The sequence below is a fragment of the Aquimarina sediminis genome (genome assembly GCF_002895435.1).
Classification (GTDB): domain Bacteria; phylum Bacteroidota; class Bacteroidia; order Flavobacteriales; family Flavobacteriaceae; genus Aquimarina; species Aquimarina sediminis.
The window spans coordinates 183,349-198,301 of record NZ_POYJ01000001.1 but is presented as its reverse complement, the minus strand read 5'-3'; the positions used below and the strand labels follow the sequence as shown (position 1 = coordinate 198,301).

General features: G+C 32.5%; 15 protein-coding genes. 6 read left to right on the top strand and 9 right to left on the bottom strand.

Annotated features, from left to right (window positions below; all coding sequences use genetic code 11):
* Positions 1–74: 74 nt before the first annotated feature.
* The 5 genes from C1X07_RS00875 to menA all read right to left on the bottom strand — a co-directional run bounded on the left by C1X07_RS00875 (position 75) and on the right by menA (position 4,966).
* Positions 75–1,181, bottom strand: a complete 1,107-nt coding sequence (locus C1X07_RS00875; protein ID WP_103068091.1) for an AMP-binding protein — start codon at positions 1,179–1,181, stop codon at positions 75–77.
* Positions 1,182–1,248: 67 nt separating this feature from the next.
* Positions 1,249–2,169, bottom strand: a complete 921-nt coding sequence (locus C1X07_RS00870; protein WP_103068090.1) for a CPBP family intramembrane glutamic endopeptidase — start codon at positions 2,167–2,169, stop codon at positions 1,249–1,251.
* A gap of 18 nt (positions 2,170–2,187) precedes the next feature.
* Positions 2,188–3,228, bottom strand: coding sequence for an o-succinylbenzoate synthase (locus tag C1X07_RS00865; protein ID WP_103068089.1), 1,041 nt, complete (start codon positions 3,226–3,228; stop codon positions 2,188–2,190).
* Entirely contained in the window at positions 3,228–3,908 is a 681-nt protein-coding gene (locus C1X07_RS00860) for a metal-dependent hydrolase (protein ID WP_103068088.1), read from the bottom strand. Before C1X07_RS00860 ends, C1X07_RS00865 begins: the two co-directional genes overlap by 1 nt.
* 158 nt (positions 3,909–4,066) lie before the next feature.
* The gene (menA, locus tag C1X07_RS00855) at positions 4,067–4,966 is read right to left on the bottom strand and encodes a 1,4-dihydroxy-2-naphthoate octaprenyltransferase (protein WP_103068087.1); all 900 of its coding nucleotides are present in this window, start codon (positions 4,964–4,966) and stop codon (positions 4,067–4,069) included.
* A gap of 199 nt (positions 4,967–5,165) precedes the next feature.
* Between menA and C1X07_RS00850 the strand changes: the two genes are divergently transcribed.
* Both C1X07_RS00850 and C1X07_RS00845 read left to right on the top strand, forming a co-directional pair.
* Positions 5,166–6,872: an alpha-amylase family glycosyl hydrolase gene (locus C1X07_RS00850; RefSeq protein WP_103068086.1), complete on the top strand. Its 1,707-nt coding sequence runs from the start codon at positions 5,166–5,168 to the stop codon at positions 6,870–6,872.
* A gap of 542 nt (positions 6,873–7,414) precedes the next feature.
* Positions 7,415–7,783 (top strand): hypothetical protein, encoded by a 369-nt coding sequence (locus C1X07_RS00845; RefSeq protein ID WP_103068085.1) that lies wholly within the window; start codon positions 7,415–7,417, stop codon positions 7,781–7,783.
* A gap of 77 nt (positions 7,784–7,860) precedes the next feature.
* Here C1X07_RS00845 and C1X07_RS00840 read toward each other — a convergent pair whose 3' ends face one another.
* The 4 genes from C1X07_RS00840 to C1X07_RS00825 all read right to left on the bottom strand — a co-directional run bounded on the left by C1X07_RS00840 (position 7,861) and on the right by C1X07_RS00825 (position 10,689).
* A complete protein-coding gene (locus tag C1X07_RS00840; RefSeq protein WP_241507165.1) occupies positions 7,861–8,508 on the bottom strand; it encodes an alpha/beta hydrolase in 648 nt (215 codons plus the stop codon).
* Positions 8,509–8,656: 148 nt separating this feature from the next.
* Positions 8,657–9,526, bottom strand: a complete 870-nt coding sequence (locus C1X07_RS00835) for an alpha/beta hydrolase (protein WP_103068083.1) — start codon at positions 9,524–9,526, stop codon at positions 8,657–8,659.
* Positions 9,527–9,629: 103 nt separating this feature from the next.
* A complete protein-coding gene (locus C1X07_RS00830) occupies positions 9,630–10,223 on the bottom strand; it encodes an outer membrane beta-barrel protein (protein ID WP_128755165.1) in 594 nt (197 codons plus the stop codon).
* 115 nt (positions 10,224–10,338) lie between these two features.
* On the bottom strand, positions 10,339–10,689 hold the full coding sequence (locus C1X07_RS00825) for a 4Fe-4S dicluster domain-containing protein (RefSeq protein WP_103068081.1): 351 nt from the start codon (positions 10,687–10,689) through the stop codon (positions 10,339–10,341).
* A gap of 66 nt (positions 10,690–10,755) precedes the next feature.
* Between C1X07_RS00825 and C1X07_RS00820 the strand changes: the two genes are divergently transcribed.
* The 4 genes from C1X07_RS00820 to C1X07_RS00805 all read left to right on the top strand — a co-directional run bounded on the left by C1X07_RS00820 (position 10,756) and on the right by C1X07_RS00805 (position 14,932).
* Positions 10,756–11,817, top strand: a complete 1,062-nt coding sequence (locus C1X07_RS00820; protein WP_103068080.1) for an acyl-CoA reductase — start codon at positions 10,756–10,758, stop codon at positions 11,815–11,817.
* A 231-nt stretch (positions 11,818–12,048) separates the two neighbouring features.
* A complete protein-coding gene (gene serC, locus C1X07_RS00815; RefSeq protein WP_103068079.1) occupies positions 12,049–13,113 on the top strand; it encodes a 3-phosphoserine/phosphohydroxythreonine transaminase in 1,065 nt (354 codons plus the stop codon).
* 41 nt (positions 13,114–13,154) lie between these two features.
* Complete coding sequence (locus C1X07_RS00810) at positions 13,155–14,105, top strand: D-2-hydroxyacid dehydrogenase (RefSeq protein ID WP_103068078.1); 951 nt, start codon at positions 13,155–13,157, stop codon at positions 14,103–14,105.
* 188 nt (positions 14,106–14,293) lie between these two features.
* A complete protein-coding gene (locus C1X07_RS00805) occupies positions 14,294–14,932 on the top strand; it encodes a DUF937 domain-containing protein (protein ID WP_103068077.1) in 639 nt (212 codons plus the stop codon).
* The last annotated feature ends 21 nt before the right edge of the window (positions 14,933–14,953 follow it).

The following is a 14,953-nucleotide window of genomic DNA, read 5'->3' as shown; positions in this document are numbered from 1 at the left end:
TTTAATGAAAATTGCATCGCTAAAAAAACACTAACACTCTTGGGGCAAATGACACCAATTATTTCTGAAAAAAATTAAGCAATAGTATCCAGTACAACCTCCAACGTTTTTGACCTTTGTACCTTACCATTTTCGGTTTCTATAAATTGCGGAAGGAAATAAACTTCTTTAGGTATTTCATATTTGTCCAAGGTTTCTAGATTTTGGATTCCTTCTTTTAATGCAAGCAAGGCGATTTTGTCATATTCACGTTCAATGATTAAAACCACTTTATCTCCCAGTGTATCATCTGGAACACTTGCTATAAAAAAACGATGACCTATTAATAGTTGAAGTTTAGTTTCTATCTCTTCAGGGTATAGCTTAATTCCTCCACTATTAATTACATTATCATAGCGACCTTTCCATAAAAACTTCTTATATGTTTTAAGCTCTACAACATCATGAGTTATTATAGTTTCTTTATTTAACTGAGGCGCTTTGATAACTAAACAATTTCGATTATCGACACTAAGTGTAATATTGGGTAAGGCTTTAAAAAAACCGGCATCTTTTTTATCTTTTTTCTTTGGGTTTATTCTTCTTGCTGCAATATGTGAAACTGTTTCTGTCATGCCATACGTCTCATATATTTTTGTTTTCACACCTTGAACCAGCCCTTTTAGATTTTCTGAAACCGGACCACCCCCTACTATTAATTTTTTAATAAGATGAAGTCTATTTAGAGAGTTATCCAATTGTAATGGCACCATTGCACAAAAGTCATATTGTTTATAAACAGTATCCAGAGGGTTTGTTTTTGGAGGTGTTAAATCAATTTTCCACCCCAAGACCATAGCTCTAACCAACATCATTTTACCAGCAATATAATTTGCAGAAAGGCATAATAAAGCGGTAGTGTTTTCTTCAGATTTAAAGAATTTTCCGGTAGCTTTTGCACTATTGACCATATGCTCCTTAAATATCTTTATCTTCTTTGGTTTTCCTGTAGAGCCAGAAGTTTGCACTATGATATGATCTTTCTCATCTAGCCAGTCTAACAAAAAATTACCAGCTTCCTGTTCATATATTTCACCTTCTTTTATAAAACTATAGGCTAAACGTTTCAATTCTTCTCTATCCAAAGTATTCTTATTTATTGAGAAACTTTGGTGTATTTTTGGCTTATAAAATGTCCTCATCATTTGCATATCCAAATTTCAATTTTCTAACATACCTAAAGGTTATGAACACGTAAAGATTATATTATCATTCTGTAACCTCTTTCTCAGGAACAGCTGAAGGCACCTTTCCAAAAAGCTTATCTTTCCAGTTTGACCACTTATATTTTTTTGATAGAATATAAATAAAGATAGGGAAAACAATCAGTATAGGCATTAATATTTCGAATCCAGCACTTGGGTCAGAAACATCAATAAATATTGATTCTGTTTGAAGTGCAGTCCAATCTGCCGTTACTAAAAGTACAGTAATTAAATTATTAGCAGCATGAAAACCAAGAGCAAGCTCTAATCCTTCATCCATTAACGTAATGATTCCCAAAAATAATCCTGTACCAATATAATATACCATAAGAATTGGTCCTATTTTTTCAACTTCTGGATTAGCCGAATGCATTATACCAAAAAGTACAGATGTCAAAATCAATGGTGCCCACTTATTTTTAACAGCTAATCCTAACCCTTGCATCATATATCCTCTGAACAAATATTCTTCAAAACTAGTTTGTATTGGTACTAATACAATTGCAATCAGGGTAAGAATTAAAAATGGCATCGGTTTAAAATTAACCTGATATGTTTCTGGACTTGTATAATAAACAATAAGAGTGGATACAATTATAAAAGATGCCATTAAAAAGAAAACAAAAAACACCCGATTCCAATCCACTTTTTTTCTAATAGTAGTTAGAGACAAAATACTCTGTTGATGTACATAGCGTACCCAAAAAAACAAGCCCCCCAACAATACAACAAAAAATATCATGTTTTCTGCAAAAAACCTATTCTTTCCTTTACTACTTATTTGTTGTTCCATAATAGCAGTAACATCATTACCTAACATTTTTACTACTAGATAATTTATTCCCATTAATCCAATAAACAAGATTGGAATCGGCAAATATTTCCACATTCCTAATCTTCCTTGTCTTCCTTGTGTAATATACATCTATCTATAGAGTTTATATTAATTTAAATAATCCACAACCCATGTTCTTTCTGGGTTATATGTTAATTTTCCTTGAGTTACCACCAGGGGTGAATCAAAATTATTTGTGTACAATCCTCCTGTACCCAGACCTTGTGGCATTTCATTGTGTAATGTATGGGTAAATTGTGCTATAGCATTAAGTCCTATATTACTTTCTAGTGCACTGGTTATCCACCAACCTATCCCTAACGCTTTAGCGATTTCAATCCACTCCTTGGTACCTTTAAAACCGCCTATCAAACTCGGTTTTAGAATAATATATTGTGGTTGTATTGTTTGTAGCATTTTTTTCTTTTCTGTTACATCAAATACACCTATTAATTCTTCATCCAATGCAATGGGCAACGGAGTTACTTTACATAACTCTGCCATATGTAGGTGTTGTCCTTGCCGTATTGGTTGTTCAATACTATGTAAATCATAAGTCGAAAGGTTTTTTAATTTACCTAAGGCTTCTTCGGGAGTAAAGGCTCCATTAGCATCAACCCTTAACTCAATAACATCTGAAGAAAATTGTTCTCTTATATGCGATAACAAAGCTAGTTCGGTATCAAAATCAATAGCTCCTATCTTCATTTTTATACAATCAAACCCTTGATCTAATTTATCAATGATTTGCTTGTTCATGTATTCTTTTTCCCCCATCCATATCAACCCATTAATGGCTATAGGATCACTTTTTATTGTAAAGTCTGAAGGAAATAATAAAAAAGGAGAAGGACTTTCTAAGGATTTAAATGCCATTTCTACTCCAAATTGAATACTGGGGTATTCGATAAGTTCTTTCCAAAGTTGATCAACACCTAGTTGTATATTATTGCAAGTCCATTTTAATTTTTCTTCATAATCAGGACGATCATCGACACTAAGCGTTCTAAGAATTCCACATTCTCCAATTCCTTGATTTAAGCCATCCGAAATTACAATAAACCAAGTCTCTTTAGTCTTTAGAATTCCTCTGGACGTACCACTGGGTCTTTTAAACTGTAAAATATATTTATAATACTTGGCGTTCATTATAACTCTATACTCCCTCCTATTTCTAATAACATAAGGTCTTTATTTTTTTTAAAGAACTTTTGTATCGCCTCTTCCTTATTAATTTCTATATACCCAAATGTATTATAATGCACCCCCAGTACTTTATCACACTCAACAAAATCACTGGCTATAATCGCATCATCAACTCCCATTGTAAAATTATCTCCTATTGGTAAAATAGCTAAATCCAATGTATGTGTTAAAGGAATTAGTTTCATATCCATAGTTAGAGCCGTGTCTCCTGCTATATATACTGTTTTATGCTCACCTTCTATAATAAATCCTCCTGGTTGACCTCCATACGTACCATCAGCAAAGCTACTGGTATGTATCGCATTAACATATTTTACCTTTCCAAACTCAAAACTCCACGTACCTCCGTGATTCATTGGGTGTACTTCAATACCCATATTTTGATAATGCATTGCTATTTCATAATTAGAAACAATTGTAGCATTATTCCTTTTGGCAATCGATTCTGCATCCAAAACATGATCTTGATGCGCATGCGTTAACAAAATGTAGTCGGCTTTAATATCATGTATATCTATGGTATCTTTTGACAATGGATTTCCTGAGATAAATGGATCAACCAAAACATGAATATCGCCAATTTGAATTAGCAGTGTGTTTTGCCCGTAGAATGTAATTTTCATGCGTGAATATAATTTAAATTAATCAACTATCTAAAATAAAAACTTTATAGGTCGAATCTTTTCAAAAAATTCTTCTCTATATTAAACCATACCATAACCTTCTGACTGTTTCTATCTATATCTGCCTCCTAGTATAGATTTTATAGTATTAGCATAAGTCATAAAATCTGTCCTAAACTAAATAAAATAGATAACAAAAATGTGGATAAAGCTACTTTTTTGAGTTCTGGATCCAATACTTCAGAGTCTTTAGTTTTGGCAACTTTAATCATATGGACAATAAGTGGGATAAAGGCAATTAAAAAGATTAAATTCATTGGGTTATCATATGTAAAACAAAGGTAAATCAACATAGATATCATAGCGATAACTAGCAAAGAAAAATGATAAACTCTAGCTCGTTTAATTCCTAACTTTACCACAAGTGTATTTTTACCTACATTTTTATCATTATGATAATCTCTCATATTATTCAAATTCAACACTGCAGAGCTTAATAGTCCTACCGTTATGGCTGGTAGAAAAACAAAAAAATCTAATTGCTTGGTATACAAAAAATAGCATCCCACTACACTAACCAATCCAAAAAACACAAATACAAAAAGATCACCAAGTCCTCTATATCCATAAGCAGAACTACCCATTGTATATTTTATAGCAGCAATAATTGCAGCAACTCCTAGAACAAAAAACAATGTAGAATAAAAAAAGTTCTCTTTTCCAAAAGAAACATATATCAAAGCAATTGCCGCTCCAAGTGATACTAGTGCCATAAAGACAATACCTCGGTACATTTCTTTTTTAGAAATAGCTCCACTTTGTAAAGCCCTTTGTGGTCCTACTCTATCTACATTATCTGTTCCTTTTACCCCGTCACCATAATCATTTGCAAAATTAGAAAGAACTTGAAGACCGAGAGTAGTTAGAATGGCTAGCCAGAATATACAGGTAACAAAAAAATTGATATCTCCTAAAGCAGAGCCTGTAATAATACCCGAAATCGATAATGGCAAAGTTCGCAAACGCGCTGCAGATACCCAGGCTTTAAATTTGGTCATTGTTTATAATTTTGACTTCAAAGGAACAGTATTTTTATAAAAAAATAAAAATTAATTACATCAATTCTTTACCTTACTTACCATTGTATAAAATGTTTCAAATTGTAATATGAACATTTTTACGAATTTCGCAATTCTAACTATTCAATTTTTGTAAAGACTTTTATAGCTTAGCGTTTTGATAATACATTAAACTTCCATGAATAATATTTTAAAACCTATAATCCTTCTATTCCTTTGCCTCTCAATTGCATGTAAAAATAAACCAAAGGAAGAAATACCTAAAACTACCAAAACTCATAAAGAAGAATCGCCTGTTTCTGGTACGCTTCCTTTTATTTGGGAGGGATCAAATATATATTTTTTACTAACTGATAGGTTTAAAAATGGAGAAGCTACTAATGATAAAACTTTAGATCGAACTAAAAAAACTGGTAAATTGAGAGGTTTTGAAGGTGGAGATATCAAAGGTATTATTCAAAAAATTGAAGATGGATACTTCAATGACCTGGGTATAAATGTAATTTGGCTCAACCCTGTTGTAGAACAAATTCATGGAGTTGTAAACGAAGGTACCGGAGACACCTACCCTTTTCATGGGTATTGGACTAAAGATTGGACAAAAATTGATCCAAATTACGGCAACGAAAAAGACCTTAAACATTTAGTAGAAGTAGCCCATACTAAAGGTATAAGAATTCTTATGGATGTCGTAATGAATCACACAGGTCCTGTAACTGATCGAGATCCTGTTTGGCCAGATGATTGGGTACGAACTTCTCCTCAATGTAAATATAAAGATTATGAAAGTACAGTAGCCTGCACTTTGGTAAAAAACCTACCAGATATCAAAACCGAAAGTAACCAAAACGTAAAACTGCCTAAAACGTTGTTAGATAAATGGAAAACCGAAGGGCGATTAGAAATTGAACTATCCGAGATTGACATCTTCTTTACTAAAACAGGATTAAAACGATCCCCAAAGAACTATATCATTAAATGGCTTACTGATTATGTAAGAGAATTAGGCATTGATGGATATAGGGTAGATACCGTAAAACATGTAGAAGAAACTAGCTGGAGTATCCTTGCCGAACAAGCACAATTGGCATTTACAGAATGGAAGCTAAAAAATCCAGATAAAGTACTTGATGATAATAAATTTTACATTCTAGGAGAACTCTATGGGTATGGTATCGATGCCAAAAGATATTACAACTTTGGAAATCGTAAAGTTGATTTCTTTGCTTATGGTTTTGATAGTATGATCAATTTTCAATTTAAATATGATGCAACTCAAAATAACTATGAAGATTTGTTTGGCAAATATAGTAAAGCTCTATATACATTTTTAATAGGAAAAGGTATCGTAAATTATATAAGCTCCCATGATGATGGAAAACCTTTTGACCTAAATCGAAGTAAAACATATGAATCAGCTACCAAATTGTTACTATCCCCAGGTATATCCCAAATATATTATGGTGATGAGATAGCAAGACCATTAATTATTGAGGATACAAAAGGAGATGCCTCTCTTAGATCTAATATGGATTGGGAGACATTAAATAATGACGATACAAAAGAATTATTAAGTCATTGGCAAAAACTAGGACGCTTTAGAAGAGATCATCCTTCTGTAGGGGCAGGTAAACACAAGATAATCTCCAAAAAACCATATCTATTCTCTAGAAAGTATACCAAAAATGGGATTTCTGATAAAGTAGTAATAGGGTTGGATCTTCTAAAAGGAGAAAAAAAAATTAAGATTAACTCTGTTTTTCCTGAAGGTACCGTGCTAATCGATCAGTATTCTGGTATCGAAACAAAAGTTTTTAAAGACTCTGTCATGATTAATTCTAATTATGAAACTGTACTTCTGGCGCAAAAACTAGCAAATAAATAAGTAAAAGGATTTCATCTTATACCTAGTTCAAAAAAAAGCTGATTGGACAATGTTTTGTTAGAACACCTCGTTAAACCCTAATAACCTCAAGCATTCAAAACACCCATAAAAACCTGTTTATTAAATATTTACAACCTTATTTCAATCAAATTTGTAAGACTAAGACTATTGCATTTACATGAGTTCGCTATACCCCATGAAGAACTTACCTCCTTAGGATAAGGAGGTAAGTGTTGGGGAAAACAAAAAAAGTAAGGGAAAAATTGTAATTGGAATACTTGTCAAAGATAAAGAGGATTAGGGCATATATGGTTACGGTTTTACCTCAAACTTTAGCAGGAATAGTCTTATAAAACAACAAAATACAATTTAATTTGCTGATTAACAGTTATTTACATCAAAAACTTAATAATTGTTAAAAAATCTTAAAATAAAAAAAAATATATCTAAGTAAATAAATAATCATATTTGATTTCTCATAATACAGGAAAAATATAAATTTGCAATCATTAGTCGTTAATCATCTATATAACTTTACCCTCTTGGAAAATAAAAAAGCAATTAAATTAGTCGATAAAATTCTAGTAGATCTAGAACAAACAGGTATCAACACAGATGCGCTAATCGAAGATCTCAAAACATTACGAAGCTACGCTTTGGAAGAGCAAATACCACTAGTCGTAAAAGTACTGAGGTTTACTTACGAACATATTGAGGCAAACGATTCTTTTCTCATACCTATCCCAGATGATGAACCTATCGATGAAGATACTGAAGGAGTATCCAATGCTGAAGAAGTAAAAGACCCTGTAGAAAGCCTAAAATATTTGGTATCATTAACAAAAAGTCTTAAAAACCGAACAAACATATCTGACTTAAAAGAATATAGAGATGCTTTAATTAAATACTAAACAATTATAAAATTGTAGCATTACCACTTATAAGCACCATATCTACGTTAGATTGGTGCTTTTCTTTTTTAATAACATTAATTGTTTTTTAAAACTTCATCTATGGTAGTTAGATACTCATTAAACTCCATTAAATTATTATGCTTGCCATTAGTTACAGTGAACATCCTCTTATTTGGTATAGGTATACTATTAAATAACTGCAATCCGAATTTGTAAGGGACTACTCTATCACTTGTACCATGATAAATTGTAATATCACAAGTTACATTTTTTATAAATTCGTTTGAAGGGATGTGGTATCTCAAAATTATATCTAAAGGAAAAAATGGAAGCCAATTCTCTATCAAATGTTTCATACTGTAATACGGAGTCTCTAATACCAAACTATTGGGTTGATTATCTGATGCCACTTTTATAGCAACCCCAGTCCCCAAGGATCTGCCATAGATTATAATTTGATCCTCATTATATTTACTCAAAGCATAATTATAGAACAACTGCGCATCATCGTATAGTTTTTGTTCATTGATTTCTCCAGTACTTTTTCCATAACCTCTATAATCCATTATAATCACATCGTATTGCTTTGCTGCAAAAAAAGAAACTATTTCTCCCCAACGTTTCAAACTACCTTTATTTCCATGAAAGTATAAAATCACTCTTTTAGGGTTCTTATTGATAAAATGAACCGCATTAAGATGGTTACCATCTTCTGTTTTCAAAAAAACTTCTTTAAAAGGCTGATCAAATTGAAAAACATACTCCTGAGAGAGCTTTTGTGATTGAAAAATAATTTTTTCTTGAAAAAAATAAAGCACTAGAAGTATTACACAATAAAATAAGACTCCATACAACATTATGTTTTTCAATTTATGCATTAATTTTTTTTGTAGAATGCATAACCCCCATACTCGTATTTGAGAGATTTATTTTTTTTATTTTAGAATTAATAATCTCTCCAAGCATTTTATGATAGGATTCAAAATTATTTAAATTTTTATGTCCACCTCCTATTACTGTATACAATCGGGTAAGTTTAGGTCTAATTTTGGATAATTTAACACTTGACTTAAAAGGAATTAGCCTATCATGTGTTCCATGAATAATATGAATTGGGCAATTCACATACTTAAGCCATTTATAAGTAGGTATTGGATATCTCATTATTAAGGATACCGGCATAAATGGTATATACTTTGTAGCTACTTTGGTTAAACTATAATAAGGGGCATCCAGTATTAACATTTTTGGATTATTAATTGAAGCTAATTTAGTGGCAAACCCTGAACCCATAGAACGACCGTATAAGATTATATACTTTTCTTCTACTTTATCTTTAATCTTATTATATACAAACTGAAGGTCTCTTTTTATAGCTTTAAAAGAACGCCTACCTGTACTTTTTCCAAAACCTCGATAATCTAGCATAAATACATCATATCCATGTCGTGTAAAATCAACAGCAAACTTACCCCAACCTTTTATACTCTTAGAATTTCCTTTAAGATATAAAACAACACCCCTTGGGTTATTAACTTTAAAATGCAAGCCATTAAGTACTGCTCCATCACGTGTTTCCAGATTATATTCTTCTACTGTCTGATTATTATAATGAAACTCAAAATCCTTATCTAATTTTTCGGGTTTAAAAATAAAATACTCTTGTAAATAATATAATGCTATACTTACAACAACATATAGTATAAGAACAATAATTGCTATGTATCCCCAGTTTGGCATTTAATTATTCTTTTTGTAAGTACCTAATTTACAAAAAATTAAATTGAGGTATAAAAAAAATCCTGCCAAAGCAGGATTCTAGAAATTATCTTATATAATTTACTTATCGCCGTGCATCATAAATTCTAAATCGAACACCAACTCTTGCATATACATCAAAGAATTTACTATTCGCGTCGGTCAAATTATCAACAAAATCATTCATAACACCTACTTCTGCCATAATATCAAACATTTCACCTACCATCTGAGAGAAACCTACACCATAGACTCCACCAATAATAAGCTTCTCATAGGCTTCATCTTCTAATTCTATCCCTGCAACTTTAAAATTTGTATTTACCCTAAAAGAAGGTCCAACATTAATAAACCCACGAAATCGATCTTTTCCATCTCCTGTTAAATATCTAAATTTTGGGTTAAAACCTACCTGAAGGGTCTCTGCATCACCTACCCCTTCTATTTCGCTATTACGTTGCAAAAGATCTAGAGAAAAAACAATACTTGTTCTAGCTCTAACTCCCATTACATATCCATACCCTGCATTCACAAAAAAACCGGCTCCTCCGGTTGTTTCAACATTGTCTAGGTTTAATTTAGAAAAAGTTCCCCCAGCAGAAACTTCCCATCTATATTGCCCATAAGAGGTAAGAGAAATTACCAAAAAGAGGACAAAGAATACTGTTTTTTTCATCATTTCATGTTTAGATTTGAGGTTGAATTAAGGCGCAAAATACTAAAATTTAAAAAATGACCATAAAAAAACCCATCATATGATGGGTTTTTTTATGGTCATAATTGTATTTATGATCTTATTCTTTATGCATAAAAGCTTGTTTTTGTAACAAAAACTCTTCTGTTTCTACGATATCTTCGTCAGGAATACAACAATCTACCGGACACACAGCAGCACATTGAGGCTCCTCATGAAAACCTTTACACTCTGTACATTTATCAGGTACTATATAATAAATCTCATCACTAACTGGTTCTTGTGCCTCATCGGCATTTACCTCGTTACCACCAGGAAGCACTACATCTCCTTCCAAATCTGTTCCATCAGAATACCTCCAATCATCAGCACCTTCATAAATTGCCGTATTGGGGCATTCTGGCTCACAAGCACCACAGTTTATACATTCATCTGTTATTATAATTGCCATAGCTCTTTTTTATTCTAAATTTGCAGCACAAAAATAACTCGTAAACTAGTGATAAACAAATAAGAAATGCTATTAAATGATCGAATCCAAGCTTTTTCTAAATTAGGAAAGTTTCTTAGCCAATTTAAAACCACTGATTATCATAAGATTACTAGTGTCCCTTACACTGATGATTTCTATGATGAAATGATTAATAAGATAAATAATGCTATTCATTATAATGGGTGGTTTACCAAAGAAAATATTCTTTTCTCCATACAACAATGGAGCGAAGCCTTAACAGAAGACAATATAAAAGATTGGTTATCCGTATACGCATTAAAAGAAATTGAGCCAAAAACTATTGGTATTGTCATGGCAGGGAATATTCCACTAGTTGGATTCCATGATTTTCTTTCGGTACTTATTTCAGGACATAATGTTCTGGTAAAGCAATCTTCTAATGATAATCAAATACTTCCTTTTTTAGCTTCATACCTAATAGCAGTAGAACCTCTATTCGAAAAACGGATAAAATTTACAACGGAGCGGCTAACAGGTTTTGATGCAGTAATTGCCACAGGTAGTAATAATACTTCGCGCTATTTTGAGTACTATTTTGGTAAAGTTCCTAACATTATCAGAAAAAATAGAAACTCAATTGCTATTCTAACTGGTAAAGAGACAAAAGAACAACTCGAAGCTCTTGGAGAAGACATTTTTAGATATTATGGATTGGGTTGTAGAAGTGTGTCCAAAATAATGGTTCCAGAAAACTATGATTTTGATACCTTTTTTAAGGCAATGTACCCATACAATGACATTATCAATAGTGCAAAGTACGCAAACAATTATGACTATAATAAAGCTGTGTACCTAATGAGCAATTACAAATTATTCGAAAACGGATTTTTAATGCTCAAAGAAGATAAGAATTATGCTTCTCCAATAGCAACACTGTTTTATGAAACTTATCATTCTAAAGATGATCTAACAAAAAAAATAGAGGCTGACAAGGAAAAAATTCAATGTACCGTTAGTCTCGATTTCTCAGAAGAATGTGTCGATTTCGGAAAAACACAAAGCCCCCAACTTTCAGATTATGCAGATGGCATAGACATTATTAAGTTTTTATCAAAAATTAATTGAATAATTTATCATTTTGACAATACATTTTTATCATATTATTAGCACCTTTGTTGTGTTTTTTCGAACTCCTTTTTTGAGTTAGGAAAAGATCATAAATTAAATATTTAACAACAATTAAAAACTACTAATGAAACGGATACAATTAAAAATAGTCAAAAACATAAATGTTTAAGGTCTTTTTATAATTGTTAAAGATTCCATGTGGCCATTTAAAACAACAAACATTAGCACATGAAAAAGCATAATTTTAGCGCTGGACCCTGCATTTTACCACAAGAAGTATTTAAAGAAGCATCACAAGCAGTGTTAGATTTTAACAACTCTGGTCTTTCCATCCTGGAAATATCGCATCGTAGTAAAGATTTTGTTGATGTTATGGAAGAAGCCCGTAGTCTGGCTTTAGAATTATTAGGTCTCGAAGGTAAGGGATACAAAGCATTATTTCTTCAAGGAGGAGCAAGTACTCAATTTTTAATGACTGCCTATAATTTACTACAATCAAAAGCGGGATACTTAAACACTGGAGCATGGAGCGATAAAGCTGTAAAAGAAGCAAAAAAGTTTGGTGAAGTAATTGAAGTTGCCTCTTCAAAAGATGCAAATTTCAATTTTATTCCCAAAAAATTAAATATTCCAACAGACTTGGATTATTTACACCTCACTAGTAATAACACTATCTACGGAACACAGTTAAAGGATTTTCCTACTACAGATATCCCATTGGTATGTGATATGAGTAGTGATATTTTTTCTAGACAATTAGACTTTTCTAAGTTTAGTTTAATTTATGCTGGTGCACAAAAAAATATGGGACCTGCAGGAACAACTCTCGTTGTTGTCAAAGAAGATATCCTTGGTAAGATAGAAAGAGATATCCCTTCTATGTTGGATTATCAAGTTCATATAAGTAAGGCTAGTATGTTTAATACACCTCCCGTTTATTCTGTTTATGTCTCCATGCTTACACTGCGTTGGTTAAAAAAACTTGGTGGAATAGCTGCAATAGAAGAATTGAACGAAAAAAAGGCTAACCTTATTTATTCAGAAATTGACGTAAACCCACTTTTTAAAGGGTTTGCTGCCAAAGAAGATCGTTCTAACATGAATGCAACTTTTACCTTGCAAAATGAAGATCTTAAAGAAACTTTTGATACGATGTGGAAAGAAGCTGGAATCAATGGGATCAATGGTCATAGAAGCGTCGGAGGTTATAGAGCAAGTATGTATAATGCACTGAGTTTAGAAAGTGTTGCTGCATTAGTAGATATAATGGACGACCTAGAGAGAAAAGCATAAATTCTAATATCACCTAAATTAAAAACTTAAGATTTACAACCATGAAAGTATTAGCAAACGACGGAGTATCCCAAAGTGGAATTAAAGCTTTAGAAAAAGAAGGATTTGAGGTTTTGACAACAACTGTCGCTCAAGATCAATTGGTAAATTACATTAATGAAAATGAAATTACAGTATTACTTGTTCGTAGTGCTACCAAAGTAAGAACCGATATTATTGATAATTGCCCTTCTCTAAAAATTATTGGTCGTGGTGGTGTTGGTATGGATAATATTGATGTAGCGTATGCCCGGGAAAAAGGATTGCATGTAATCAATACGCCGGCAGCTTCATCTGGGTCTGTGGCCGAACTGGTTTTTGCACATTTATATGGTAGTGTACGTTTTTTACATGACTCCAACCGTAATATGCCTTTAGAAGGTGATAGCAAATTCAAAAATCTTAAAAAAGCCTATGGTAGCGGTATCGAGCTAAGAGGAAAAACTCTTGGGGTTATTGGTATTGGACGTATTGGTCAGGCCACTGCAAAGATTGCAATTGGTGTTGGGATGAATGTTATTGCATATGACCCTTTTATTGAGGAAGTAGAAATCCCATTAGAGTTCTTTGACGGGCAATCACTAAATTTCAAAATTAAGACAGTATCTAAAGAAGAGGTGCTTAAAAATTCTGATTTTTTCACGTTGCATGTTCCTGCACAGAAAGAATATGTAATAGGAAAACCTGAAATAGAACAAATGAAGGATGGAGTAGGTATTATTAATGCTGCTCGTGGTGGAGTAATCGATGAGGTGGCATTGGTTGAAGCCTTGGAAAATGGAAAACTTGGCTTTGCTGGTCTTGATGTGTTCGAAAATGAACCTAGCCCTGCAATCAAAGTATTAATGAATAATAAGATATCATTAACTCCTCATATTGGTGCAGCTACTGGAGAAGCACAAGATCGTATTGGTCAGGAGTTGGCTGAACAGATTATTAATATTCTAAATTAGTTCTAAAACATAAGTGTTAGTACTAAGTACTAAGAAGGCGTTATTTCTATATTTGAAATAGCGCTTTTTTTGCTTTTTATCTTCCTATTCTGCCTTTCATCCTATTTCTGTCAAAATAAAACCCTTTTCTTTTTCTAATTCTAGCATTAAAAATGTAAATTTAGGTTCATAAAAAAACTACATTAACTATGTCTGGAATTTTAGAGCTATTAAATAGCCCAATGGGAAAACAAATTATTAACGGTGTAAGTTCTCAAACGGGGCAATCTGAAAGTAAAACAGGAGATTTATTAAGTATGGCAATGCCTGTATTAATGGGAGCGATGCAACGTAATGCATCTACACCCGAAGGTGCATCTGGCTTATTAGGCGCATTAACAGGTAAACATTCTGGAGGAATTTTGGATAACCTAGGTGGGCTTTTTGATGGTGGTGTTGACCAAAGTGTTACAGATGATGGAGCCGGTATTCTTGGTCATATTCTTGGTGGTAAGCAACCAGCAGTTGAAAATGCCCTAAGCCAAAAATCTGGAATCGATGCTGGTTCTGTAGCTCAAATACTTAAAGTTGCTGCACCAATACTCTTAGGGGTAATAGGAAAGCAAGCTAAACAAGGTAATGTAAGTGATGCCAATGGCTTGTCAAGCCTACTTGGTAGCATGTCTGGAGGCGGTAAAGGGTCACAACAACAATCTTTAATAGAATCTTTTCTTGATGCCGACGGAGATGGTAGTATATTAGATGATGTTGCGGGTATGTTATTAAATAGTGGAGGAAGTAAAAAAGGTGGTCTTGGAGGACTCCTAGGTGGACTTTTTGGAAAATAATCTAAATTTTATTAATTTAGA

Bases quoted from the DNA above. Each gene is read 5' to 3' on its own strand.
- C1X07_RS00820 (WP_103068080.1), top strand. From the start codon at position 10,756: ATGCTATTAAATGATCGAATCCAAGCTTTTTCTAAATTAGGAAAGTTT.
- C1X07_RS00810 (WP_103068078.1), top strand. From the start codon at position 13,155: ATGAAAGTATTAGCAAACGACGGAGTATCCCAAAGTGGAATTAAAGCT.
- C1X07_RS00875 (WP_103068091.1), bottom strand. From the start codon at position 1,181: ATGAGGACATTTTATAAGCCAAAAATACACCAAAGTTTCTCAATAAAT.
- C1X07_RS00830 (WP_128755165.1), bottom strand. From the start codon at position 10,223: ATGATGAAAAAAACAGTATTCTTTGTCCTCTTTTTGGTAATTTCTCTT.
- C1X07_RS00865 (WP_103068089.1), bottom strand. From the start codon at position 3,228: ATGAACGCCAAGTATTATAAATATATTTTACAGTTTAAAAGACCCAGT.
- C1X07_RS00805 (WP_103068077.1), top strand. From the start codon at position 14,294: ATGTCTGGAATTTTAGAGCTATTAAATAGCCCAATGGGAAAACAAATT.
- C1X07_RS00870 (WP_103068090.1), bottom strand. From the start codon at position 2,169: ATGTATATTACACAAGGAAGACAAGGAAGATTAGGAATGTGGAAATAT.
- C1X07_RS00825 (WP_103068081.1), bottom strand. From the start codon at position 10,689: ATGGCAATTATAATAACAGATGAATGTATAAACTGTGGTGCTTGTGAG.
- C1X07_RS00835 (WP_103068083.1), bottom strand. From the start codon at position 9,526: ATGCCAAACTGGGGATACATAGCAATTATTGTTCTTATACTATATGTT.
- C1X07_RS00860 (WP_103068088.1), bottom strand. From the start codon at position 3,908: ATGAAAATTACATTCTACGGGCAAAACACACTGCTAATTCAAATTGGC.
- menA (WP_103068087.1), bottom strand. From the start codon at position 4,966: ATGACCAAATTTAAAGCCTGGGTATCTGCAGCGCGTTTGCGAACTTTG.
- serC (WP_103068079.1), top strand. From the start codon at position 12,049: ATGAAAAAGCATAATTTTAGCGCTGGACCCTGCATTTTACCACAAGAA.
- C1X07_RS00850 (WP_103068086.1), top strand. From the start codon at position 5,166: ATGAATAATATTTTAAAACCTATAATCCTTCTATTCCTTTGCCTCTCA.